This is a genomic window from Ralstonia sp. R-29, from assembly GCF_049913345.1.
In the GTDB taxonomy this organism is placed as follows: domain Bacteria; phylum Pseudomonadota; class Gammaproteobacteria; order Burkholderiales; family Burkholderiaceae; genus Ralstonia.
This window is the reverse complement of the sequence record NZ_CP184377.1, coordinates 332,723-356,288: the sequence shown is the minus strand read 5'-3', so window position 1 is coordinate 356,288 and position 23,566 is coordinate 332,723. Positions and strand designations below refer to the sequence as shown.

Annotated in this window: 22 protein-coding genes; 14 read left to right on the top strand and 8 right to left on the bottom strand. The window is 63.2% G+C overall.

Annotation, left to right across the window (positions count from 1 at the left end; translation table 11 throughout):
• Window positions 1-79 precede the first annotated feature (79 nt).
• Window positions 80-1,606 carry an IS21 family transposase gene (gene istA / locus ACN9M1_RS01730; RefSeq protein WP_012760797.1) on the top strand — a complete coding sequence of 509 codons (1,527 nt, stop codon included), beginning with the start codon at window positions 80-82 and terminating at the stop codon, window positions 1,604-1,606.
• A complete protein-coding gene (gene istB, locus ACN9M1_RS01725; RefSeq protein ID WP_426394882.1) occupies window positions 1,596-2,381 on the top strand; it encodes an IS21-like element helper ATPase IstB in 786 nt (261 codons plus the stop codon). The genes istA and istB overlap by 11 nt, the downstream gene beginning before the upstream one ends.
• On the opposite strand, the gene ACN9M1_RS01720 is transcribed toward istB, so the two are convergent.
• The 4 genes from ACN9M1_RS01720 to ACN9M1_RS01705 all read right to left on the bottom strand — a co-directional run bounded on the left by ACN9M1_RS01720 (window position 2,378) and on the right by ACN9M1_RS01705 (window position 6,332).
• A complete protein-coding gene (locus ACN9M1_RS01720) occupies window positions 2,378-3,205 on the bottom strand; it encodes a hypothetical protein (protein ID WP_426396860.1) in 828 nt (275 codons plus the stop codon). The genes istB and ACN9M1_RS01720 overlap by 4 nt on opposite strands.
• On the bottom strand, window positions 3,202-4,398 hold the full coding sequence (locus ACN9M1_RS01715; protein ID WP_426396858.1) for a tyrosine-type recombinase/integrase: 1,197 nt from the start codon (window positions 4,396-4,398) through the stop codon (window positions 3,202-3,204). Before ACN9M1_RS01715 ends, ACN9M1_RS01720 begins: the two co-directional genes overlap by 4 nt.
• Before the next feature lie 160 nt (window positions 4,399-4,558).
• Window positions 4,559-5,122: a single-stranded DNA-binding protein gene (locus ACN9M1_RS01710; RefSeq protein ID WP_426396856.1), complete on the bottom strand. Its 564-nt coding sequence runs from the start codon at window positions 5,120-5,122 to the stop codon at window positions 4,559-4,561.
• A gap of 46 nt (window positions 5,123-5,168) precedes the next feature.
• Window positions 5,169-6,332, bottom strand: coding sequence for an MFS transporter (locus ACN9M1_RS01705; RefSeq protein ID WP_426398908.1), 1,164 nt, complete (start codon window positions 6,330-6,332; stop codon window positions 5,169-5,171).
• Between the two features lie 225 nt (window positions 6,333-6,557).
• Between ACN9M1_RS01705 and uvrA the strand changes: the two genes are divergently transcribed.
• Window positions 6,558-9,422 carry an excinuclease ABC subunit UvrA gene (uvrA, locus tag ACN9M1_RS01700; RefSeq protein ID WP_426396854.1) on the top strand — a complete coding sequence of 955 codons (2,865 nt, stop codon included), beginning with the start codon at window positions 6,558-6,560 and terminating at the stop codon, window positions 9,420-9,422.
• 45 nt (window positions 9,423-9,467) lie between these two features.
• Here uvrA and ACN9M1_RS01695 read toward each other — a convergent pair whose 3' ends face one another.
• From ACN9M1_RS01695 to ACN9M1_RS01685, 3 genes are all read right to left on the bottom strand, one after another.
• Window positions 9,468-11,150: a Na/Pi cotransporter family protein gene (locus tag ACN9M1_RS01695; protein WP_426396852.1), complete on the bottom strand. Its 1,683-nt coding sequence runs from the start codon at window positions 11,148-11,150 to the stop codon at window positions 9,468-9,470.
• Between the two features lie 25 nt (window positions 11,151-11,175).
• A complete protein-coding gene (locus ACN9M1_RS01690) occupies window positions 11,176-11,796 on the bottom strand; it encodes a LysE family translocator (RefSeq protein ID WP_426396851.1) in 621 nt (206 codons plus the stop codon).
• A gap of 127 nt (window positions 11,797-11,923) precedes the next feature.
• On the bottom strand, window positions 11,924-12,532 hold the full coding sequence (locus ACN9M1_RS01685) for an adenine phosphoribosyltransferase (RefSeq protein ID WP_426396849.1): 609 nt from the start codon (window positions 12,530-12,532) through the stop codon (window positions 11,924-11,926).
• Between the two features lie 123 nt (window positions 12,533-12,655).
• Here ACN9M1_RS01685 and ACN9M1_RS01680 point away from each other — a divergent pair, with 123 nt between their 5' ends.
• Entirely contained in the window at window positions 12,656-13,234 is a 579-nt protein-coding gene (locus tag ACN9M1_RS01680) for a DJ-1/PfpI family protein (protein WP_426396848.1), read from the top strand.
• A gap of 39 nt (window positions 13,235-13,273) precedes the next feature.
• Window positions 13,274-13,678, top strand: a complete 405-nt coding sequence (locus ACN9M1_RS01675) for a ribbon-helix-helix domain-containing protein (protein ID WP_426396846.1) — start codon at window positions 13,274-13,276, stop codon at window positions 13,676-13,678.
• 9 nt (window positions 13,679-13,687) lie between these two features.
• Here the strand turns inward: ACN9M1_RS01675 and ACN9M1_RS01670 are convergent, their stop codons facing one another.
• Entirely contained in the window at window positions 13,688-15,667 is a 1,980-nt protein-coding gene (locus ACN9M1_RS01670) for a cation:proton antiporter (RefSeq protein WP_426396844.1), read from the bottom strand.
• A 310-nt stretch (window positions 15,668-15,977) separates the two neighbouring features.
• On the opposite strand from ACN9M1_RS01670, the gene ACN9M1_RS01665 reads away from it, so the two are divergent.
• From ACN9M1_RS01665 to hprK, 9 genes are all read left to right on the top strand, one after another.
• On the top strand, window positions 15,978-16,961 hold the full coding sequence (locus ACN9M1_RS01665) for a KpsF/GutQ family sugar-phosphate isomerase (RefSeq protein WP_426396843.1): 984 nt from the start codon (window positions 15,978-15,980) through the stop codon (window positions 16,959-16,961).
• Window positions 16,962-16,977: 16 nt separating this feature from the next.
• Entirely contained in the window at window positions 16,978-17,565 is a 588-nt protein-coding gene (locus ACN9M1_RS01660; protein ID WP_426396841.1) for a KdsC family phosphatase, read from the top strand.
• Between the two features lie 4 nt (window positions 17,566-17,569).
• Window positions 17,570-18,202, top strand: coding sequence for an LPS export ABC transporter periplasmic protein LptC (lptC, locus tag ACN9M1_RS01655; protein ID WP_426396839.1), 633 nt, complete (start codon window positions 17,570-17,572; stop codon window positions 18,200-18,202).
• Between the two features lie 58 nt (window positions 18,203-18,260).
• A complete protein-coding gene (lptA, locus tag ACN9M1_RS01650) occupies window positions 18,261-18,836 on the top strand; it encodes a lipopolysaccharide transport periplasmic protein LptA (protein ID WP_426396838.1) in 576 nt (191 codons plus the stop codon).
• Between the two features lie 26 nt (window positions 18,837-18,862).
• On the top strand, window positions 18,863-19,651 hold the full coding sequence (lptB, locus tag ACN9M1_RS01645) for an LPS export ABC transporter ATP-binding protein (protein WP_426396836.1): 789 nt from the start codon (window positions 18,863-18,865) through the stop codon (window positions 19,649-19,651).
• A gap of 108 nt (window positions 19,652-19,759) precedes the next feature.
• Window positions 19,760-21,268, top strand: a complete 1,509-nt coding sequence (locus ACN9M1_RS01640) for an RNA polymerase factor sigma-54 (protein ID WP_426396834.1) — start codon at window positions 19,760-19,762, stop codon at window positions 21,266-21,268.
• Between the two features lie 51 nt (window positions 21,269-21,319).
• Window positions 21,320-21,673: a ribosome hibernation-promoting factor, HPF/YfiA family gene (gene hpf / locus ACN9M1_RS01635; RefSeq protein WP_426396832.1), complete on the top strand. Its 354-nt coding sequence runs from the start codon at window positions 21,320-21,322 to the stop codon at window positions 21,671-21,673.
• A 348-nt stretch (window positions 21,674-22,021) separates the two neighbouring features.
• Window positions 22,022-22,477 carry a PTS IIA-like nitrogen regulatory protein PtsN gene (gene ptsN / locus ACN9M1_RS01630; RefSeq protein WP_426396830.1) on the top strand — a complete coding sequence of 152 codons (456 nt, stop codon included), beginning with the start codon at window positions 22,022-22,024 and terminating at the stop codon, window positions 22,475-22,477.
• Window positions 22,478-22,549: 72 nt separating this feature from the next.
• Window positions 22,550-23,524: an HPr(Ser) kinase/phosphatase gene (gene hprK / locus ACN9M1_RS01625; protein ID WP_366174061.1), complete on the top strand. Its 975-nt coding sequence runs from the start codon at window positions 22,550-22,552 to the stop codon at window positions 23,522-23,524.
• The last annotated feature ends 42 nt before the right edge of the window (window positions 23,525-23,566 follow it).

Sequence of the window (23,566 nt, the reverse complement as noted above, 5' to 3'; positions counted from 1 at the left end):
CACCCGAGGTAGGTTTTTGCATCGAATGTTGACCCACGTATAGAACACTGTCCCGCTCGGCAACGAGCGGGAGATCGGAGTGATCGACGTGGCCATACTGAGCATCATTCGACGCTGGCATCTTCGCGACCAGATCCCGCTGCGCGAGATCGCCAGACGCCTGGGCATCTCCAGGAACACGGTCAGGCGCTATCTGCGCGCTGACACCACGGCACCGGCCTATCCTGCACGGCAGAGTCCGAGCAAGCTCGACGGCCATGCCGCCAAGCTCTCCGCTTGGCTCAAGACCGAGGCCAACAAGCCACGCAAGCAACGGCGCACACTCAAGCAGATCCACACTGATCTGTGTGCCTTGGGCTTCACCGGCTCCTACGATCGCGTTGCCGCATTCGCTCGCCGCTGGCGCCAGGAGCAACAGGAGCAAGCCCGCACGTCGGGGCGAGGCACCTTTATCCCACTGCGCTTCGCAGAGGGTGAGGCCTTCCAGTTCGACTGGAGCGAGGACTGGGCGGTCATCGCCGGCGAGCGCACCAAGCTGCAAGTGGCTCAGTTCAAGCTCAGCCACAGCCGCGCATTCTTCCTGCGCGCGTATCTGCTGCAGACCCACGAGATGCTGTTCGATGCCCATCACCACGCCTTTGTGGCCTGGGGCGGTATCCCGCGTCGCGGCATCTACGACAACATGAAGACCGCCGTGGATCGCGTGCGCCTGGGCAAGTTGCGTGACGTCAACTTGCGCTTCAGCACCATGGTCAGCCACTACCTGTTCGACGCCGAGTTCTGTAACCCGGCCTCGGGCTGGGAGAAGGGGCAGATAGAGAAGAACGTGCAGGACAGCCGTCACCGCATCTGGCAACGCATCCCTGCATTCGGCTCTCTGGCGGCACTTAATGACTGGCTGGCCGACCAGTGCGTACGGCTGTGGCAGCAGACCCGCCATCCTGAGCTGGACATGACCCTCTGGGAGGCCTGGTCGCTGGAGCGGCCACACCTGATGCCCGTGGGGCAGCCGTTCGATGGCTTTGTGGAGCACACCAAGCGCGTCTCACCAACCTGCCTGGTGACCTTCGAGCGCAACCGCTACAGCGTACCGGCGTCGTTTGCCAACCGGCCCATCAGTCTGCGCGTCTATGCCAATCGGCTCGTGTTCGTGGCCGAAGGCCAGGTGATTGCCGAGCACGTGCGGCACATCGACCGTAGCCATCTTCCGGGGCGCACAATCTATGACTGGCACCACTACCTCGCGGTGCTGCAGCGTAAGCCCGGTGCGCTGCGTAACGGCGCACCGTTCGCCGAACTGCCAGAGGGCTTCCGACGCCTGCAATCCACACTGCTCAAACGCCCTGGTGGCGATCGCGAGATGGTCGAGATCCTGGCGCTGGTGCTGTTGCACGACGAACAGGCCGTACTCACTGCGGTGGAGCTCGCACTGGAGGCGGGTGCCCCGTCCAAGCAAACCATCCTGAACATCCTCAGCCGCCTCCTGGAAGGCGAGCCCGTGGCACCGATCACCTCACCACAGGCACTGGCGCTGCACGTCGAACCGCAGGCCAACGTCGGCCGCTACGACAGCTTGCGAGATCGGGAGGTGCATCATGCAGCATGAAGTCATGTTGGAGATGCTCAAGTCGTTGAAGCTGCACGGCATGGCACAAGCGCTGGGCGACCTGGCGGCGCAGGACTCGCCGGCCTACCAGTCGGCCGTGGCCATCCTGTCGCGTCTGCTCAAGGCCGAGCTCACCGAGCGCGAGGTGCGCTCGCTGGCCTATCAGATGAAGGTGGCGCGCTTCCCAGCCTACCGAGACCTGACCGGCTTCGACTTCAGTTGCAGCGGGGCCAACGAAGCACTGGTGCGGCAGCTTCACCGCTGCGAGTTCCTCGAGTCGGCGCACAACATCGTGCTGGTCGGCGGCCCAGGTACGGGCAAGACCCATCTCGGCACCGCCATCGGCGTGCAGGCCGTGGAGCACCATCACCGTCGAGTGCGCTTCTTCTCGACCGTGGAGCTCGTCAACGCGTTGGAACTGGAGAAGGTCTCAGGCAAGCCGGGACACCTGGCCACGCGACTCATGTATGCCGACCTGGTGATCCTCGATGAGCTGGGCTATCTGCCGTTCAGCCAGACCGGCGGCGCATTGCTGTTCCACCTGATCAGCAAGCTCTACGAGCGCACCAGCCTCGTCATCACCACCAACCTGAGCTTCGGCGAATGGTCCAGCGTCTTCGGGGACGCCAAGATGACCACCGCGCTATTGGATCGCCTCACGCACCACTGCCACATTGTTGAAACCGGCAACGATAGCTATCGTTTCAAGCACAGCACCACCCAGCCCAAGAAGGAGAAACGCACCGCCAAACAACCCGCACAAAGCGACACCTAACAGCCTTTGGGGTGGGTCAGTTTTCGATGCAAATCCTGGGTCAGGATTCGGTGCAAATCAACAGACAGGCACAGCCACGTAACGAGAATCTCATCCAGGAGATCCGTGCCGTCTTGGAGCATGGCGAGCAAACGCCCTTGTAGCGCCATCACCTCGACGAACCGTAATGGCCCTTCGTCGGGGTCCTGACTAAGCACTGCCTGCCCTTTGTCGTTACCGCCGATGACTTGGTTGACAAGGTATGTCGCGCACTCCTGTTCGAATCCTTCGAACTCTTGGTCGGCACCGAAGACATACCACCTCCGATATGCATCTAGGGTATTGGCGACTGTGCCCGGTGGATAGCTTCTTCCAAGCGTGTGCTTGATTTTCGTAAAAAAACCATCACCAAATGTCTGCAAGGAATCAATATTCAATCCACAGGACTGCGCTATATAGAACAACCTCTTAAGATTATTGAACTGATTCTCCACATAGCTCGGCGCTTTTGTTCGAATCAAATTCTTTATGTATTCATGGGTCGCGTGCAGAACAACTTCCGCGACAACAGACTGGAGCCTCCAGTTGATCGACACATGGGGGGCAATAATCCAAGTATCGCCCGATATATCGACGCGACTCCCCGACTGCGACAAGATCCATCTATGACTCTCGTCACCGTCCGGCAGCGCAATGTCTTCATGGATGAGCGCATCGACCAGAACATCATTCACGTTTCTCATTCTCATATTTGATAGCGAAGGCGAGAGAAAGCGAGACATCAATTTCACAAATCGAGCGAACGCCCGGCAACAAGCGACGCTCACTATCAGAAAGGCGCTCATCCCTCAGTTTTCCGCGTCACTTTTCTCTGCATGTTTTTGATTTTCTCATTTGTAGAATTTCTAATTGATCGCTTTCCGTATCGCAATGGCATAGTGGATTTTTCCGTCCATCCCATTGCGTACTTCTGGTCTCGAACATGGGTCGGATCGCTACTGGAGTCCGACGTCATCTCATTCCAGCGATCATTCCAGTCATGCCTCAATAGATGTGGGAACAGCGGCACCAGCGAGCCATGCTTTGCCGCAAGTGCTGCTACGATTTTCCTAAGGCCACGGTCAGTCAGCGGATCCCCTCGGTAGTTCACGAAGACAAACGGGTGCTTCCTGGCATTCGGAAATTTTTTCCGATCGGACCGACCCCGCGTTATCCAGACATCCAGCAGGTCGCGAAGATCGTCCTCAAGAGTGAGAATGCGACCGTTCGTCTTTGTCGACGCAGGATTGCGCCGACGGTCTTCGGGGTCGTCATGGCGACGGTGAATTGTCACTGTCGCCGGGCGTGCGCTGAAGTCAAAGTCGGAACACTTCAAGCCCAGGAGCTCCCCCGCACGCGGCCCCAACGCGTAGGCCAGATTCAACATTGCCGCATTACGTAGCTGCAACTCCGGTTTGAAAGGATTGCCGGGATCGCCGGGATGGATAACCCTGAGAAAGAGCTCGCGCTGTTCAGGCGTCATGCCGAGGCGCTCTCCCGGGACAGGTCCGCTTTGCGCGTCCACGCGAGGCGCCACGCTGCTGGCACGCTTCTCAAAACGCACCAAGGCCTCATGGGCGGCAGCATGCTCACGTCCATCGGTGATACGTGCGAGGACCGGCTCGGCTACCCATTTCACATAGTCAATGCAGGTGAAATAGCGTGCCGCACCGTACTGCGGGGAAACGAGACGAGACCCCATCTGCGGTACGGAAATGCGGCATCGGTCGGCAAGAGCGACAAGCTCGTCCGTAGAAAGGAAATGCCGTTGCGCCGCGCGAAGCACAAGGTCGATGTGCAGTTCGGAGAAGAACTCAAGGCCAAGTGCAACCGCGCTCAGTTCTTGGCGAATCGACTGAAGAGTGAGTCCGCGTGCCCGAAGCCGGACCAAGGCGTAGTGAGCCGCGGGTACGACTGGCAACCCAAGCGGCCCGTGCGTCAGCAGGGCCATCCGCTCACCTGAGTCCAGCCGGAAACTGCGAACCGTCAAACCTGTCATGGCCCCACCTCATCGTTTGGTGGAGTCAATTTACAGGAAGGTCTCGGTTCCGCTTACTGCGACAAATGGGCCAAAACGAAAGGCCGGAAAAACCGTCTGCAACCATTTGATTGCAAACAATTTTCCGGCCTGAACTTAACAACCTCGGATGTGGTTCCGCCTAGAACGGAATATCGTCGTCCATATCCTCAAACCCATTCGACGGTGCGGCTTGACGGCGTGCACCACCTTGATTGCCACTCTGGCTGCCGCCACCTTCGCCGCCACGCGAGTAACCACCGCCTTGGCTTTGACCTTGGGCGCGGCCGCCACCGTAACCACCAGCGCCGCCACCTTCGCCGCCGCGCGAGTAGCCACCACCGCCACCTTGGCCACCACCACCGCCCTCACCGCCGCGGCCGCCGAGCATCTGCATTTGGTCTGCGACGATTTCGGTGCTGTATTGCTTCTGGCCGTCCTTTTCCCATTGACGGGTCTTTAGCTTGCCCTCGATGTAGACCGACGAACCCTTCTTCAGGTATTCGCCGGCAATTTCTGCCAAGCGGCCGAAGAAGGCGATGCGGTGCCACTCGGTGGCTTCACGCATTTCGCCGCTGGCCTTGTCCTTGTAGCGGTCGGTGGTTGCCACGCGGATGTTCGTGACTGCGTCGCCGCTGGGCATGTAACGCGTTTCAGGATCGGCGCCGAGATTGCCGACGATGATGACTTTGTTGACGGACGCCATGATGAGTTTCCGAAGGTAGGTTGAGTGATGCCGCCGTAGGCCCGGTTTAGTGTCGGCGCAATGCCGGCATCCGCATGGGGCTCGCGATTATAAGCCAAGCCAAGGCCAGCCCGGCGCATGTGAAGAACACGGCGCTCTGCCCCGCGTGCAGCAAAATCCAGCCGCCGCCGGCACCGCCTGCAAACAGCCCCAGCGCCTGCGTGGTGTTGTACACGCCCATGGCTGCGCCCTTGCGCACGCCCGGCGCGTATTTCGACACCAGCGACGGCTGCGAGGCCTCCAGCACGTTGAAGCCCAGGAAGTACACCAGCAACGCGATTGCCAGCGCGGCCAGGGTCGGATGCGCTTCGCCCAGCGCCAGTTGCGCCACCATCACCAGCGCCACAGCCGACAGTAGTACCGCCTTCATCTTGCCGCGCTTTTCCGCAGCAATGATGGCCGGCACCATCAGCACGAACGACACGCCCATCACCGGCAGGTAGATCTTCCAATGCGAATCGACGGGCAGGCCGGCGGCTTCCAGCATGTGCGGCAGCACGACGAACAGCGCCGTCTGCGTGGCATGCAGCGCAAACACGCCAAAGTTCAGGCGTAGCAATTCCGGGTTACGCAGGACTTCGCGGAACGGGGCTTTCACGTGTTCGGGCGGGCGCGGCGCATTGGGCACCACCCACAGCACCACGCCGATGGCGGCCACGGCCAATACGCCAATCGCCAGGAACATGCCCGGCATGCCGACCCAGCGAAAGATGACCGGCGCGCTAACGATGGCCACGGCAAACGACACGCCGATGCTGCCGCCGATCATGGCCATGGCCTTGGTGCGATGTTCTTCACGCGTGAGGTCGGCCACGAACGCGATGACGGCGGAGGAGATCGCCCCAGCGCCCTGGATGGCGCGCCCGACGGCAATGCCCGCCACGCTATGCGAAAACGCCGCCACTAGGCTGCCCACCGCAAAGATCACCAGCCCCGCCACGATGACAGGCTTGCGCCCGAAACGGTCCGATAGCCAACCGTAGGGGATGTAGAGCACCGCCTGGGTCAGGCCATATACGCCGATGGCAAAGGCGACGAGCTGGGTGTTGTTGCCGTCGGGCAGCGTTTTCGCGAACACCGCGAAGACCGGCATGATCATGAACAAACCCAACATGCGCAGCGCGAAGATGCCGGCCAGTGAAGCGGCCGCGCGCAGCTCAAGGCCGGTCATGCGGCCGGAAGCGGAAGTCATGGGTGGGGAGTCGAAAACAGGGTGCGAAAACCGCCGCAACCATGCGGCGGAAAGGACACTTGAACAGCTTGGCGGGTTGCCCCATGTGAGGGCAGCTACCCGCAAAACCGAAGTTCGGTATATTAGCAGGCTTACCCTTTTTCACCCCCCTCCGCCCATTGCCGCACCCAGCTTGGCAGGCGGCTCGCGAGGCGAAAGCCGCACATGGACGAAATCAAGATTCGTGGGGCCCGTACCCACAACCTGAAGAACATCAACCTCGATCTGCCGCGCAATCAGCTGGTCGTGATCACCGGGCTCTCGGGGTCGGGCAAGTCGTCGCTCGCGTTCGATACGCTGTATGCGGAGGGGCAGCGGCGCTATGTGGAGTCCCTCTCGGCCTATGCCCGCCAGTTCTTGCAACTGATGGAAAAGCCCGACGTGGACCTGATCGAAGGTCTATCGCCGGCCATCTCCATCGAACAGAAGGCAACGAGCCACAACCCACGCTCCACCGTCGGCACCGTCACCGAGATCCACGACTACCTGCGTCTGCTGTACGCCCGCGCCGGCACGCCCTACTGCCCCGACCACGGCCAGCCGCTGGAAGCGCAAAGCGTGTCGCAGATGGTCGATGCCGTGCTGGCGCTGCCGGCCGATACCAAGTTGATGATCCTGGCGCCCGTGGTGGCCAACCGCAAGGGCGAACACGTCGACCTGTTTGAAGCAATGCAGGCGCAGGGTTTCGTGCGCTTTCGCATCCGCTCGGGCGGCGGCACCGCGCACGAGGCCGAAGCCAAGGTCTACGAAGTCGACAACCTGCCCACGCTGAAGAAGAACGACAAGCACAGCATTGAAGTCGTGGTCGACCGCGTGAAGGTCAACCCGGAACTCAAGCAACGCCTGGCCGAATCGTTCGAAACTGCGCTGCGCCTGGCCGACGGCCGTGCCATCGCGCTGGAAATGGACACGGGCAAGGAACACGGCTTCAGCTCCAAGTTCGCCTGCCCGATCTGCTCGTACTCGCTGCAGGAGCTGGAGCCGCGGCTGTTCTCGTTCAACAATCCGATGGGCGCCTGCCCGCATTGCGACGGCCTGGGCCAGATCACCTTCTTCGATCCGAAGCGCGTGGTGGCCTTCCCGAATCTGTCGCTGGCCTCGGGTGCCATCAAGGGGTGGGACCGCCGCAACCAGTTCTACTTCCAGATGCTGCAGAGCCTGGCAGCGTTCTACGACGTCGACATCGATGTCGCCTTTGAAGAGCTGTCGGCCGAAATCCAACAGATCGTGCTGCACGGCTCGGGCAAGCAGCAGATTCCGTTCACGTACATCAACGAAAAAGGTCGAACCACCGTGCGCGAGCACGCGTTCGAGGGGATCATCCCCAACCTGGAACGGCGCTACAAAGAGACCGACTCCATCGCCGTGCGCGAAGAGCTGGCCAAGTACCAGAACAACCAGCCCTGCCCTGAGTGCCACGGCACCCGCCTGCGCCGCGAGGCGCGCTTCGTCAAGATCGGCGAGGCCGAGCAGGCACGCGGCATTTACGAGATCAACGGCTGGCCGCTGCGCGATGCGCTCACGTATTTCCTGACGCTGAACATGCACGGCGCCAAGCGCGAGATCGCCGACAAGATCGTCAAGGAGATCAGCGCGCGCCTGAACTTCCTGAACAACGTCGGGCTGGATTACCTGTCGTTGGAGCGCAGTGCCGATACGCTTTCGGGCGGCGAGGCGCAGCGCATTCGATTGGCTTCGCAGATCGGCTCGGGCCTGACCGGCGTGATGTACGTGCTCGACGAGCCGTCGATCGGCCTGCACCAGCGCGACAACGATCGGCTGATCGGCACGCTCAAGCACCTGCGCGACCTCGGCAACTCGGTGCTGGTGGTGGAGCACGATGAAGACATGATCCGCGCGTCGGATTACGTGGTCGACATCGGCCCCGGCGCCGGTGTGCACGGCGGCCAGATCATTGCCGAGGGCACGCCCCAGCAGATCGAACAATCGCCTGCGTCGCTGACGGGCGATTACCTCTCGGGCAAGCGCCGCATCGAGGTGCCCGCCAAACGCACCGCCCCCGACGATGAACGCTGGCTGCGCATCCTCAACGCCACGGGCAACAACCTGAAAAACGTGTCGGCGGAGATCCCCATCGGGCTGCTGACGTGCATTACGGGCGTATCGGGCTCGGGCAAGTCGACGCTGATCAACGACACGCTGTACCACGCGGTGGCGCGCCATCTGTATGGCTCCACGCCGGAGCCCACGCCGCACGACCGCATTGATGGGCTGGAGCATTTCGACAAAGTCATCAACGTCGATCAGTCGCCGATCGGCCGCACGCCGCGCTCGAATCCGGCCACGTACACGGGCCTGTTTACGCCGATCCGCGAGCTGTTTGCCGGTGTGCCGTCGGCCAAGGAGCGAGGCTACGACCCGGGCCGCTTCTCGTTCAACGTCAAGGGTGGCCGCTGCGAGGCCTGCCAGGGCGACGGCGTGCTCAAGGTCGAGATGCACTTCCTGCCCGACGTGTACGTGCCCTGCGACGTGTGCCACGGCAAGCGCTACAACCGCGAAACGCTGGAGGTGCTCTACAAGGGCAAGAACATCACCGAAGTGCTGGAGATGACGGTCGAGCAGGCGCACGAGTTCTTCGCGCCCGTGCCGGTGGTGCGCCGCAAGCTGCAGACGCTGCTGGACGTGGGCCTGGGCTACATCCGCCTGGGGCAATCGGCGACCACGCTGTCGGGCGGTGAGGCGCAGCGCGTGAAGCTATCGCTGGAGCTATCGAAGCGCGACACCGGCCGCACGCTCTACATCCTGGATGAGCCGACCACCGGTCTGCACTTCCACGACATCGAGCTGCTGCTCAAAGTCATCTACAAGCTGCGCGACCACGGCAATACGATCGTGATCATCGAGCACAACCTCGACGTGATCAAAACGGCAGACTGGTTGATCGACCTCGGGCCGGAAGGCGGCGCGGGCGGTGGGCAGATCATCGCCAAGGGCACGCCGGAGGATGTGGCGAAGAGCAAGGCGAGCTTTACGGGGAAGTACCTGGCGCCGCTGCTCAAGCGGAAATAAGCGCGACGATCGCGCAAAGAAGAGCGCAGCTTCAGCTGCGCTTTTTTAATGGCTGATCGGCGCCGCTTCCGTTTCCGACGCCACCTCGTCGGCGTCCTTCATCCGGCTGCGATTCAACGCCCCCGCCTCATCCAGCACCGGATACGCCGCCGCACAGAACAGCGAATTCAACCGTTTGAAATCGCTGATGATGTCCAGATGCAGGGAGCTGGTTTCGATGCTCTCCGCCGTCTGCGCCGACACGCGCGTGAGGTGGCTGCGCGAATACCGCTTCTCCAGATCGCGGAAGTGCGCCTTTTCCAGCATCAGCTTCTGCGCGCTGCGCAGGTCGCCGGTCAGGAAGACCGACAGCGCCAGCTTGAGGTTGATGACCAACCGCGCGTGCATGTCTTCCAGTTCCTGCATGCCGGCCTCGGAAAACGCCAGCTTGTGCGCGATCTTCTTCTCGCGCACGTCCTGCAGCAGGCGGTCGAGAATGTCGCCGGCATGCTCCAGGTTGATCGTGAGCGAGATGATGTCGGCCCAGCGCTTGCCCTCGCGCGCATCCAGCGCTTCGTGGCTGAGCTGCGTGAGATAGAGCTTGATCGCGGTGTACAGCGCATCGACCTCGTCGTCGATCGCGCGGGTGGTCTGTAGCAGGCGCACGTCGTTGGTCTTGAGCACACGCAGGGTGTTGTCGAGCATGTGTTCGACGCGATCGCCAATGCGCAGTACCTCGCGCGACGCATTGCCCAGCGCAAGGGTGGGCGTGGCCAGCGCGGACGGGTCCAGATAGCGCGGCGCGACCAGATCATCGATATGCGCGCCACCCGGCAGAATGCGCGCGCACAGCTTCGCCATCGACTCGGTCAAACCGATCAGCAACGCCGCCAATGCCACGTTGAACAGCACATGGAACGCCACCACCACGTGCTGCAGCGCCACGCCCGCGTGCGGCGCCAGTTCGGCCAGCTTGTCCAGGAACGGCAGCACCAGTGCCGCGCCCAACATGCGCGAGAGCAGGTTGCCCAAGGTTGCCCGGCGTGCGGCCTGACTCGATGACGGCGTGGTCGCCAGCGCGGCGACGGCACTACCGATGTTCGCGCCCAGCACAATCGCAAACGCCACCTTCACAGACACGGCAGCGGATGTCGCCAGCGTCGCGCAAAACAGCACCACCGCCAGGCTCGAATAGCACAGCAGCGTGAGCACCGCGCCGATCAGCATATTCAGCCCGGTGTCCGACGAGATGGAACCGAGCAGCACGCGCAGCGCATTCGCCTCGACCATCGGGCTGGAGGCCACCGAGATCAGCTCCAGCGCCATCATGATCAGCCCCAGACCGATCAGCACGCGCCCGAAATGCCCGACCGGGCTGCCCTTGCGCGACAGGTGCAGGATCACGCCAAAGAAGATCAGCAGCGGCGACAGCCAGGACAGATCCAGCGCAAACACCTGCGCCATGATGGCCGTGCCGACGTTGGCGCCCAGCAGGATCGCCAGCGCCGACGACACGCCCATCAGCCCCTGCGCAACGAACGCCCCCACGATGGTGGCCGTGGCGTTACTGCTCTGCACCAGGCACGTCACGCCAATACCGGCCAGCAGCGCGGAAAACCGGTTTGACACGCTGCGCGACAGCAGGCGGCGCAAGTCCGCGCCATACAAGCGCAGCATGCCGACCTTGACGGTCTGGGTGCCCCACACCAGCAGGGCAACACCGGAGAGGAGTTTGAGCAGCGTAATCATCGATTCCTGAGGCGCCTATTGCTTATTACTTAGTCAGCGCCACGCGCAAGCCCAGCCCGATAAAGATGCAACCGCTCACGCGATCCAGCCACAGCGATGCCCGTGGCGTGCGGCGCATCCAACCGCCCAGCGCCGCCGCACACCAACCGTACAGGCTGAACACCACAACGGTCTGCGCCATGAAGATGCCACCCAGCAGCAGCATCTGCAACGCCGCATGACCGGCTTGCGCATCCACGAACTGCGGCAGGAACACCACGAAGAACAGCGTCACCTTCGGGTTGAGCAGATTGGCGAAGACGCTCTGGCGAAACACCTGCCACAGGTCTGGCGCCGCCTGAGCATCCGCCTGCTTCAGGCCCACGCCGCCTTTGCTGCGCAGCGCCTGGATGCCAAGCCAGATCAGATAGGCCGCGCCCAGCCAGCGGATGGCCTGAAACGCCATGGGCGACGACTGCAACACCGCCGCCAGCCCCAGTGCCGCAAACGTTGTATGGAACAGGCAACCCGATGCAAACCCGGCCGCCGCCGCCAAGCCAGCCTTGCGGCCCTGGCTCGCGCCGCGCGCAATCACCTGCAGGTTGTCAGGCCCCGGCATCACCGTGATGGCGATGGAGGTGAGCAGGAACAGCAACACATGGGGCATCGACGGCCTCCTGGCGGCGCAAGAAAAAATGCAGAAAGGGAGAAGAAACCATGCTACCGCGCCCAGCAACACGTCGTCATACTTTTGTCACATGAACGTATGCGACGGCAGCATCGCTTGGGACAGATCAGTGGCCGTCGAAACGGCACACCGTGAACAACGGCAGCCCGCCTTCGATCAGCAACTGCGAGCCGCCCAGTTCAGGCAGATCGACAATCGCCGCGCCCTCCACCACCGTCGCGCCCAGGCGTTCGAGCAAGCGCTTGCCGGCCATCATGGTGCCGCCGGTGGCGATCAGGTCGTCGATCAGCAGGACGCGGTCGCCGGGCTTGCAGGCATCGGCATGGATCTCCACCGTGGCGCTCCCGTACTCGAGCATGTACTCCTCGGCCACCGTGTTGAACGGCAGCTTGCCCTTCTTGCGGATCGGCACGAAGCCCAGGTTCAGCTCATACGCCACGATCGAGCCAAGGATGAACCCGCGCGCGTCGATGCCCGCCACCAGGTTCAGCCCCTGCCCCATATAGCGATGGACGAACACGTCCACCAGCACGCGCAGGCTCTTCGGGTCCTGCAGCAGCGGCGTGATGTCGCGGAACATGACGCCCGCCTGTGGCCAGTCCGGCACCGTGCGGATACGGTCACGCAAATAGCGCGACACATCGCCCAGTTCGGTTGAAGCGGGAACGGACGACGGCGTCAGCAACGCCGCCTGGTTGTGCGGGACTTGGCTCATGGCAAGAACGAAAAAACGGGGAAAACGTAGTCTGCGGTAATGGGCTACCACCCGGGCCAATGGGCACCGCACCACAATGGGCCGGTTGTTACCTCGGATTGCAACCATACAGGAGACACGGCGATGGCTAAGAAAATTCTGATGCTGGTAGGCGACTATGTGGAGGACTACGAAGTCATGGTCCCCTTCCAGGCGCTGCAGATGGTCGGCCACACGGTGCACGCCGTCTGCCCAGACAAGAAAGCCGGTGATTCGGTTGCTACCGCTGTCCACGATTTCGAGGGCGCGCAAACCTACTCCGAAAAGCCCGGCCACCGCTTCACCGTCAACGCCAGCTTTGCCGACGTCGACCCAGCCGCCTATGACGCACTTGTCGTGCCCGGCGGCCGCGCGCCCGAATACTTGCGGCTGAACGCCCGCGTGCTCGACGTCGTGCGGCATTTCGCCCAGGCAGACAAGCCCATCGCAGCGATTTGTCATGGCGCGCAGCTGCTCTCGGCCGCGGGCGTGCTGGAAGGCAAGGCTTGCTCGGCATACCCGGCGTGTGGCCCGGAAGTCACGGCGGCCGGTGGCAAGTTCCAGGACATTCCCGTCGACCAGGCCCACACCGATGGCAAGCTCGTCACGGCGCCCGCCTGGCCAGCGCATCCGGCTTGGCTCGCACAGTTTCTTGAAGTCCTGGGCACGCGGGTTCTACACTGATCCGGTTGCCCGCACGCCGGGCGCCTCCGGAGCCCGGCCATGTGCGAAATCTTCATCCGCGCCAACCCGCATTCGTACGACAGCCTCGCGCGTTCGCTACGCCTGCACGGCGTGGCGACCAGCGTGCGACTCGAGTGCCTGTTCTGGGAGGTGCTTGAAGAAATCGGCCAGCGCGACGGCCTGACGGTCAACCAGCTCATCAGCAAGCTCTACGACGAGCTGCTCGAGCGGCGCGGCGAGGTGTCGAACTTCGCCTCGTTCCTGCGCGTCTGCTGCCTGCGCTACCTGATGCTGCAGCAGGATGGCCGGATTCCGGCTGACACACGGGTGTCAATCCGCTCGCTCGATGCCGCCACCGTGCTCGACGGCCTACCGCCCGGCATGGCCGACGCCCCGCCACCGCGCCGCTCCCGCGGGCCGCTGCTCGAAGCGCTGGTCAAATAAGCGCTGACATCAACGCGGCGACAGCCGTTCCTCCGCCATCTGCAAGCTTTCTGGCGTGCCACGCAGCACGACGATATCGCCCTGCTCCAGCACCGTGTCCGGCTCCGGGTCGATCGCGCGAATGCCTTGCCGACGGATCGCGGTGACTGAGGTCTTGAACGTTTCCAGCCCCATCGTGCCCAGCTTGCGGCCGATGGCCGGCGAGCCCTCCGACAGCGGCACCGAGTGCAGACGCACAGCCTCGCGCTCGAGCATGTCTTCCTCGTCATCCTGGCCGTGGAAGTAGCCGCGCAGCAGGCTGTAGCGCGCGTCGCGCATTTCCTGTGCGCGGCGCACCACGCGGCGCAGCGGCACGCCCAGCAGCACCAGCGCGTGCGACGCCAGCATCAGGCTCCCTTCAATGATTTCCGGGACGACCTCGGTGGCGCCGGCCTGCTGCAGGCGGTCCAGGTCCGCATCGTCAATCGTGCGCACGATCACGGGCAGCGTCGGCTCCAGCGCCTGCACGTGGTGCAGCACCTTCAGCGCAGACGCCGTATCGGCATAGGTAATGGCGACCGCCGCCGCACGGTGGATACCCGCCGCCACCAGCGACTCGCGTCGCGCCGCATCGCCGTAGACCACGTGCTCGCCCGCGGCTGCGGCATCGCGCACGCGGTCGGGGTCCAGGTCCAGCGCCATATAGCCGATGCCCTCTTGCTCCACCATGTGCGCCAGGTTCTGGCCGCTGCGCCCATAGCCGCAGATGATGACGTGACGCTCGGTAGCGATGCTCTGCGCGGCGATCTTCGTCATCGCGAGGGATTGCATCAGCCAGTCCGTGCGCGACAGCCGCATGGCGATCACGTCGCTGTATTGGATCAGGAACGGCGCCAGCAGCATCGACAGCAGCATCGCCGCCAGAATCGCCTGGCCGAGCAGGGGGTCGATCAGGTGGAGCCCGTCGATCTGGTTGAGCAGCACGAAGCCGAATTCGCCGGCCTGCGCCAGCCCCAACGCAGTACGGATGGCCGCACCACCGCCCGAGCCAAACGCGCGCGCCAGCAGCGCAATCAGCACGAACTTGAACAGCACGGGCCCGGCCACCAGCGCCAGCACCAGTGCCCAATGATCGACCACCACGCGGGGGTCCAGCAGCATGCCCACCGTCACGAAGAAGAGGCCGAGCAGCACATCGCGGAACGGCTTGATGTCTTCTTCCACCTGCAGCTTGTACGGCGTTTCCGACACCAGCATACCGGCCAGGAACGCGCCCAGCGCCATCGACAGGCCCAGCCGCTCGGTCAGCGCCGCCATGCCCAGCGTCACCAGCAGCAGGTTCAGCATGAACAACTCTTGCGAGCGCCGCGCCGCCACCAGGTGGAACCACCGCGACAACAGCTTCTGCCCAAGGAACAGGATCAGCACCAGCGCGATGGTGATCTTCAGCGCCGCAACTGACAGCGCCAGCATCAGATCGCTCGGGTTCTTGCCCAGCGATGGCACCACGATCAGCAGCAGCACCACCGCCAAATCCTGGAACAGCAGCACGCTGATGATGTTGCGGCCGTGCTCGGTTTCCAGTTGCAGACGTTCGGCCAGCATCTTCGAGACGATGGCCGTAGATGACATGGCCAGCGCGCCGCCCAGCGCCAGTCCCGCCTGCCACGACAGCGGATACCAGTGCGACAGCAGCAGCGACACCGGAATCGTCAGCAGCATGGTCAGCACCACCTGCGACGCGCCCAACCCCAGCACCAGCCGCCGCATCGAACGAAGCTTGGAGAGGTTGAACTCCAGCCCGATCGAAAACATCAGGAACACCACCCCGAACTCGGCCAGGTAGCGCGTCTGGGCGGAATCGGACTCCAAGCCCGTCGCTTTCGGCCCGATCAGCACGCCCACTACCAGGTAGGCCAGCATCGGCGGCAATTGCAGCATGCGGAACAGCACCACGCCGATCACGGCGGCGGCCAACAACACGAGGGTGAGTTCCAGCGGCGAGTGCATGCGACGCGAAAAACCAATCGAAAGGGGTTGAACAGAAAGGGACAGCACCCGCGCATCAGGACGGTGCGTGCGCAAACGAGCACGCAGGCGCTGCAAGACGGATGCCAGGGTATAAATGAAGAACGTGACACGCGAGACGCCGCAGGTCAAAAAATGACGGCGTGGCGGCGGGAAGGAAAGTGGTTTGAAAGCTGAATGCCGCGGCGCAGCAAAACGGAGCGCCCGCACGCTCCGCGACTCCCCGCAAGCCAAGCTCTGACACGCGGCAAGCGGCCAGGGCCAGTGTGAATCGTTGTTATACTTCGCCGCCATGATAGCGAATTTCAATCCGGATCGAGCACTGGCGCTGGCTCAGCAGACCTTCGATATCGAAGCGCAAGCCGTGCTCGGCCTCAAATCCCAGGTGTCCGCCGACTTTGCACGTGCGGTCGAAATGGTGCTCGGCTGCACCGGCCGCGTGGTCGTGTCCGGCATGGGCAAATCGGGCCATATCGCGCGCAAGATCGCCGCCACGCTGGCTTCGACCGGCACGCCGGCCTTCTTCGTGCACCCCGCCGAAGCCAGCCATGGCGACCTCGGCATGGTCACGCGCGACGACGTCTTCATCGGTTTCTCCAATTCCGGCGAGGTGTCGGAGTTGAACGCCATCCTGCCGCTGGTCAAGCGGCTGGGCGCCAAGCTGATCGCCGTGACGGGCAACCCGGAATCCTCGCTCGGCAAGCATGCCGACGTGGTGCTCAACTCGCACGTCGACGTCGAAGCCTGCCCGCTGAATCTCGCCCCCACCGCCAGCACCACCGCGCAGATCGCCCTAGGCGACGCACTGGCCGTGGCCGTGCTGGACGCGCGCGGCTTCGGCGCGGAAGACTTTGCCCGCTCGCATCCGGGCGGATCCCTCGGCCGCAAGCTGCTGACGCACGTACGCGACGTCATGCGCGCCGGTGACGCCATCCCGCGCGTGAACGAAGACACGCCGCTGTCGCAAGCGCTGATGGAAATCACCCGCAAGGGCATGGCCATGACCGCCGTGGTCGACGCGCAAGGCCACGCCGTGGGCGTGTTCACCGACGGCGACCTGCGCCGCCTGCTGGAAACCCCGCGCGACTGGCGCACCGTGCCGATGCATGAAGTCATGCACCGCAATCCGCGTTCGATCGGCCCCGATCAGCTCGCCGTAGAAGCCGTCGAAGTGATGGAAACGCATCGCATCAATCAGCTGCTGGTGGTCGATGCCGCCGGCCTCTTGGTGGGCGCGCTGCACATCCACGACCTGACGCGCGCGAAGGTCATCTGACCCGCCCACGCCGCTGATGACCACCCCGGCTGATCCTGTCCACAGCAACATCGACGCACGCTTTCCGCAGGCGATGGAACGCGCCGCGCGCGTGCGCCTGATGGTGTTCGACGTGGATGGCGTGCTGACCGACGGCCGCCTGCTGGTCGGCCCCGAAGGCGAGATCAGCAAGGCTTTCGACACGCTCGATGGCCACGGCATCAAGCTGCTGGCGCAGGCCGGCATCACATCGGCCATCATCACCGGCCGGCAATCCGAAATCGTGGCCTGGCGGGCTGGGGAACTCGGCATCGAACACTTGTACCAAGGTGTCGTCGACAAGCGCGAGGCCTTTGCCCATTTGCTGTCCGCCACCGAACTGCAACCGGCAGACACCGGCTACATGGGCGACGACTGGCCCGACCTGCCGGTGATGGCGCTGGTGGGCTTTGCCGCCTGCCCCGCCCAGGCTCACGTGGAACTGCGGAACCGCGCCCACTACGTCGCCCAGGCAACCGGCGGACGCGGCGCCGTGCGCGAAGTCGCCGACCTGATCCTCAAGGCGCAAGGCGCCTACGATGCCCTGCTCGCGCGAGTGCTGCAGCAGGCCCCGCAAACATTCTGATCACATGGCCAACGACCGCTCCCAACGCCTCGTTTCCTCCGTGCTGCAGATCATGCTGCGCGGGCTGCCGATCCTGCTGATGGCGATCGTCTGCGGCGTCACGTTCCTGCTCGTGCAGGTCAACACGCCGCAAACCGACGAAGCCGCCACGCAGCCCAAACGCCACGTCGCCGATTACACGATGGACGGTGTCTCGGCCACCGCGCTGGATGAGACCGGCGCCACCAAATACCGCTTTACCGGCGTCCACATGAACCACTATGAGGACGACCTGACCTACGACGTCACCTTCCCCGCACTGCGCGTGTATGCGCCCGATCGGCCGCAGGTCACCGCCCGCGCCGATCTCGGCAAGATGAACGGCGACGGCACCATCATCGACCTGTACAACAACGCCAAGGTCATCCGCGCGCAAGGCCCCGACGCCCGCCAGGACCCACTGATGACGGCCGACTCGACCTACTTCCAGGTGCTGCTCAACGACGACGTCGTGCGCACCGACAAACCCGTCGAGCTGCATCGCGGGCCGTCCGTCATGAACGCCAACGGCCTCACCTTCAACAACGTGACGCGCCAAGTACAATTGCTGGGCAATGTGCGCGGCCGGATCGAAGGGCTGGGGGGCCCGAAGCCGTAGACTTCACCCCCACAGTTGAAAACGCCCATCGACCGCGCTCTTCTCTGACTTGATCTCCATGACTGATTCCCTCCGTGCTGCCGGCCTCGCCATCGTCGCTGCGCTGCTGCTTCCGGCCTTGCCCGCGCACGCCGAACGCGCCGACCGCGACAAGCCGCTCGTGCTCGAAGCCGACAACGCCAGCTACGACGATCTGAAACAGGTCTATCACCTGACCGGCAACGTGGTGCTCACCAAGGGCACGATGGTGCTGCGCTCCGATGCCGCCGATCTGCGCACCGATCCGGAGGGCTACAACTACGCGGTCGCCACCTCCAAGCCCGGCAATCTGGCGTTCATCCGTCAGAAGCGCGACAACGTCGACGAGTACATCCAAGGCTGGGGCGAGCGCATCGAATACGACGGCAAGCAAGAAATCTCCAAGCTGATCAGCCGCGCCCGCATGGAACGCCTGCAGGGCGCCACGCAGCTCGACGAGATCCGCGGCGCCGTCATCACGTACGACGGCCAGAAGGAGTTCTACACCGCCTCGGGCGGCGCCGAGAACGCGACCTCCGCCAACCCGTCGGGCCGCGTGCGCGCTGTCCTGGCGCCGCGCACCAGCACGCCGGCTACGCCAGCGTCCAAGCCCTGATCCGTACCGCCTTTTTCGCTTTGCCTATGTCCGCCACCACCCTCGCCCCCAAAACCGCTGCGCCGCAGGCCACGACCTCCAGCACGCTGGTCGTTCGCCATCTGAAAAAGCGCTACGGCACGCGCACGGTGGTGAAGGACGTGTCGCTCGACGTAAAGAGCGGCGAGGTGGTCGGCCTGCTGGGCCCCAACGGCGCGGGCAAGACGACCTCGTTCTACATGATCGTCGGTCTGGTGGCGCTGGATGCCGGCGACATCGTGCTCGACGGCCAGCACATCAGCCGCCTGCCGATCCACCAGCGCGCGCGCATGGGGCTGTCGTACCTGCCGCAGGAAGCGTCGGTGTTCCGCAAGCTCAACGTGCAGGAGAACATCCGCGCCGTGCTCGAGTTGCAAGAGCAGGACGGCAAGAAGCTCGCGCCCGCCGAAGTCAACCGCCGTCTCGACGCGCTGCTCGACGATCTGCAGATTGCTCACCTGCGCGACAACCCCGCACTCTCGCTTTCGGGCGGCGAGCGCCGCCGCGTGGAAATTGCCCGCGCTTTGGCTTCGTCGCCGCGCTTCATCCTGCTCGATGAGCCGTTTGCCGGCGTGGACCCGATCGCCGTGGGCGAAATCCAGCGCATCGTCAGCTTCCTGAAAGACCGCAACATCGGCGTGCTGATCACCGATCACAACGTGCGCGAAACGCTGGGCATCTGTGATCACGCCTACATCATCAGCGAAGGCACCGTGCTGGCGGCCGGCCAACCCGAGCAGATCATCGAAAACGAGGATGTGCGCAAGGTCTATCTGGGCGACAACTTCCGGATGTAAGTCACGCCGCACGCCTACGCCGTAAGGACGGTCGGACAGGCGTGGTAAGGGCGCACCTTAAAGCAAAATCCGTTCCATCGACTGGCGGTTGGGCATAGAATAGGCCGCATGAAACAGTCGCTCCAGCTCCGTCTCTCTCAGCACCTGGCGCTCACGCCGCAGTTGCAGCAGTCCATCCGGCTGCTGCAGTTGTCGACCATCGAACTGCAGCAGGAAGTTGAGCAGGCACTGACCGAAAACCCGCTGCTGGAGCGGGAAAACGAGTGGCTCGACACCTCCGCGCGCATTGGCGCAGATGGCTCCGTCAACGCGTTGCAGAGCAATAGCGCCACCCCACTGCCCACCGAATCGCCGCCGCCGTCACCCAACGGCGCCGACAGCAGCAACGGCACCGACAACAGCTACGAGAGCAACGACAGCAGCGCCGACTTCGACAGCGACTACGGCTCCGACCGCTCCGATTGGAGCCTCGACGATTTCGCCCGCAAACCGCAATCTGACGAAGACGACCGCGCCCCGCTGCAATTGCGCGAGGCCGAGCCCTCGATGCGCGAGTTCCTCATGGAGCAACTCGCGCCGCTCAAGCTGTCGATGCGCGACAAGGGCCTCGTCATCTTCCTGATCGAATCGCTCGACGACGAAGGCTATCTCTCCGCCACGCTCGACGAGATCCTCACCGACCTCCCCGCAGAACTCGAAGTCGAACTCGACGAGTTGCAAGCCGCGCTGCGCATGCTGCAGAGCTTTGATCCGCCCGGCATCGGCGCGCGCTCTGCCGCCGAATGTCTGACGCTGCAACTACAGCGGCTCGACTCACCGGCGAAGGCGCTCGCGCTCATCATCGTCAACCAGCATCTCGAACTGCTCGCAGCGCGCGACTACACGCGCCTAAAGAAAGCGCTCTGCGTCGATGAGCCTGCACTGAAGGCCGCACATGAACTCATTCGTTCATTGACGCCGTTTCCGGGCCATGCATTTGGTCGCGCCGACGCCGACTTCGTGGTGCCCGATGTCGTCGTGCGCAAAACCAGCGCCGGCTGGATGGCACAACTGAACCCCGACGTCATGCCGCGTCTGCGCATCAACGACATGTATGCGCAGATTCTGCGCAGCAGCCGCGGCGAATCGGGGGCCGCCAATCTGCAGCAGAAGCTGCAGGAAGCGCGCTGGCTGATCAAGAATATTCAGCAGCGCTTCGACACCATCCTGCGCGTCTCGCAAGCCATTGTCGAACGTCAAAAGAGCTTTTTCACGCACGGTGAAATCGCCATGCGCCCCTTGGTTTTGCGGGAAATAGCTGATACGCTGGGTCTACACGAGTCCACGATCTCCCGTGTGACGACCAACAAGTACATGGCCACCCCGATGGGGACGTTTGAGCTGAAGTACTTCTTCGGCAGCCATGTATCGACGGAAACCGGCGGGGCCGCGTCATCCACTGCGATACGCGCGCTCATCAAGCAACTTGTAGGAGCCGAAGACCCGAAGAATCCTCTGTCCGATAGCAGAATTGCCGAGCTGTTAGGCGAACAAGGATTCGTGGTGGCCCGTCGGACGGTGGCCAAGTACCGCGAAGCCCTGAAGATCCCTGCAGTGAATCTGCGTAAGTCTTTATAGCCGCATCGCGGGCAGTTCCGGTGCGGCCCATCCGTGAGAAGGAGAACCGCTATGAACTTCAAACTCAGTGGACACCACCTGGACATCACGCCCGCGTTGCGTGAGTACGTGGAAACGAAACTGGAGCGTGTGATCAGGCACTTCGATCAGGTGATTGGCGTCAGCGTATTGCTATCGGTCGATAACCACAAGGAGAAGGATCGGCGTCAGTACGCGGAAATCAACCTGCACCTCAAGGGTAAGGACGTCTTCGTAGAATCACACCATGAAGATCTTTATGCGGCGATCGACCTACTCGTCGATAAGCTGGACAGGCAGGTCATCAAGTACAAGGACCGCGTGCAAAGCCACGACCGCAGCAGCGTGAAGCACGAGGCCTTCCAGGCCGTGCAGATGCAGCAATAGGCAACGGCACCACAAAAAACCGCGCCCTCGGATGGCGCGGTTTTTTTATGCCATGGTGCATTCCTAACGATTCCGATTGCATCGGAATTAAGTCGGGCTAAAATCTGACCAAAGTATGAATGCTTGGCGTGGCGCGGATTCCGGCGCGATGCCGGCAAAAACAGGGTCGATGCGCAGGCGTAGTACGTCGGCAGCGGCCATTTGCAGCCCTGGGGGATTCGCCTCTCTGCCCTGCGCGGCACGCCACTGGTGCGCCGCACAAAGCCGCGCGACACGTGGTCTATAATGACCCGATTGTCCGCGCGCCAATTTGGTGCAGAAGGACGCCGCTCATTTCACGCATTACACATGAATCGCTTGGCCAAACTGCTGCCGCCCGGGAACATCACCCTCGACGTCAGCGTAACCAGCAAGAAGCGGGTATTTGAACAGGCTGGTCTGCTGTTCGAGAACAACCATGGCGTAGCGCGCGCCGTTGTCACCGACAACCTGTTCGCACGCGAATCGCTTGGATCGACGGGCCTGGGCGCCGGCGTGGCCATTCCGCACGGCCGCATCAAGGGGCTCAAGCAACCGTTGGCCGCATTCATGCGGCTGTCTGAGCCTGTGCCGTTCGAGTCGCCTGACGGCAAGCCGGTCTCGCTGCTGATCTTCCTGCTGGTGCCAGAACAGGCCACGCAGCAGCATCTGGAAATCCTCTCAGAAATCGCCCAGCTACTGTCCGACCGCGAAATGCGGGAAGGCCTTGCCACCCTGCCGTCGCCCGAGGCGATTCACCAGCTACTGACCGACTGGCGGCCCTGAGCGCAGCGCAATCGGGGCTGCGCGCAACCGATTGCGAACGCTCATCGCCCCAACGGCGCACCGTGCCCTGCTATGGAACTGACTGGCGTTACCGCCCAATCGATTTTTGACGACAACGCAGCCGATCTGAAGCTGTCGTGGGTCGCCGGCCTGGAGGGCGCGGACCGCGCATTCGACGTGGATTTCGCCAAGGAAGCGACGTCTGCGGCGGACCTGGTCGGGCACTTGAACCTGATCCACCCGAACCGTATCCAGGTGCTCGGCAAGCCCGAGATCACCTACTACCAGCGTCTGTCGGAAGAAAACCGCAAGCGCCAGATGGGCGAGCTCATCCTGCTGGAGCCGCCGTTCCTCGTGGTGGCCGATGGCGTGGACCCGCCGCCCGACTTGGAGCTGCGCTGCACGCGTTCGTCCACGCCGCTGTTCACGTCGCCGATTTCCTCGGCGGCGGTGATTGATCATCTGCGGCTGTATCTGTCGCGCATCTCCGCACCGCGCGTGACGATGCACGGGGTGTTTCTCGACATCCTCGGCATGGGCGTGCTCATCATGGGCGATTCGGGCTTGGGCAAGAGCGAGCTGGGGCTGGAGTTGATCTCGCGCGGCCACGGCCTGGTGGCCGACGACGCCGTCGACTTCGTGCGCCTGGGGCCGGATTTCATTGAAGGCCGCTGTCCGCCGCTGCTGCAGAACCTGCTGGAAGTACGCGGCCTAGGCCTGCTCGACATCAAGACGATCTTCGGTGAGACAGCCGTGCGCCGGAAGATGAAGATCAAGCTGATCGTGCAGCTCGTGCGTCGCAACGATGGCGAGTTCGAGCGCCTGCCGCTCGATTCGCAATACCTCGATGTGCTCGGCCTGCCGATCCACATGGTGAAGATCCAGGTGGCGGCCGGCCGCAACTTGGCCGTGCTGGTGGAAGCCGCCGTGCGCAACACCATCCTGCGCCTGCGCGGCATCGACACGCTGCGTGACTTCATGGACCGCCAACGCGCCGCCATGCTGGCGGAAGCGGCATCGCATTCACCGCAGGGCCGTCTGCTTTAACAAAGCTGCTACAAAGTTTCGCGATCTGCCGGGTTTTACCCT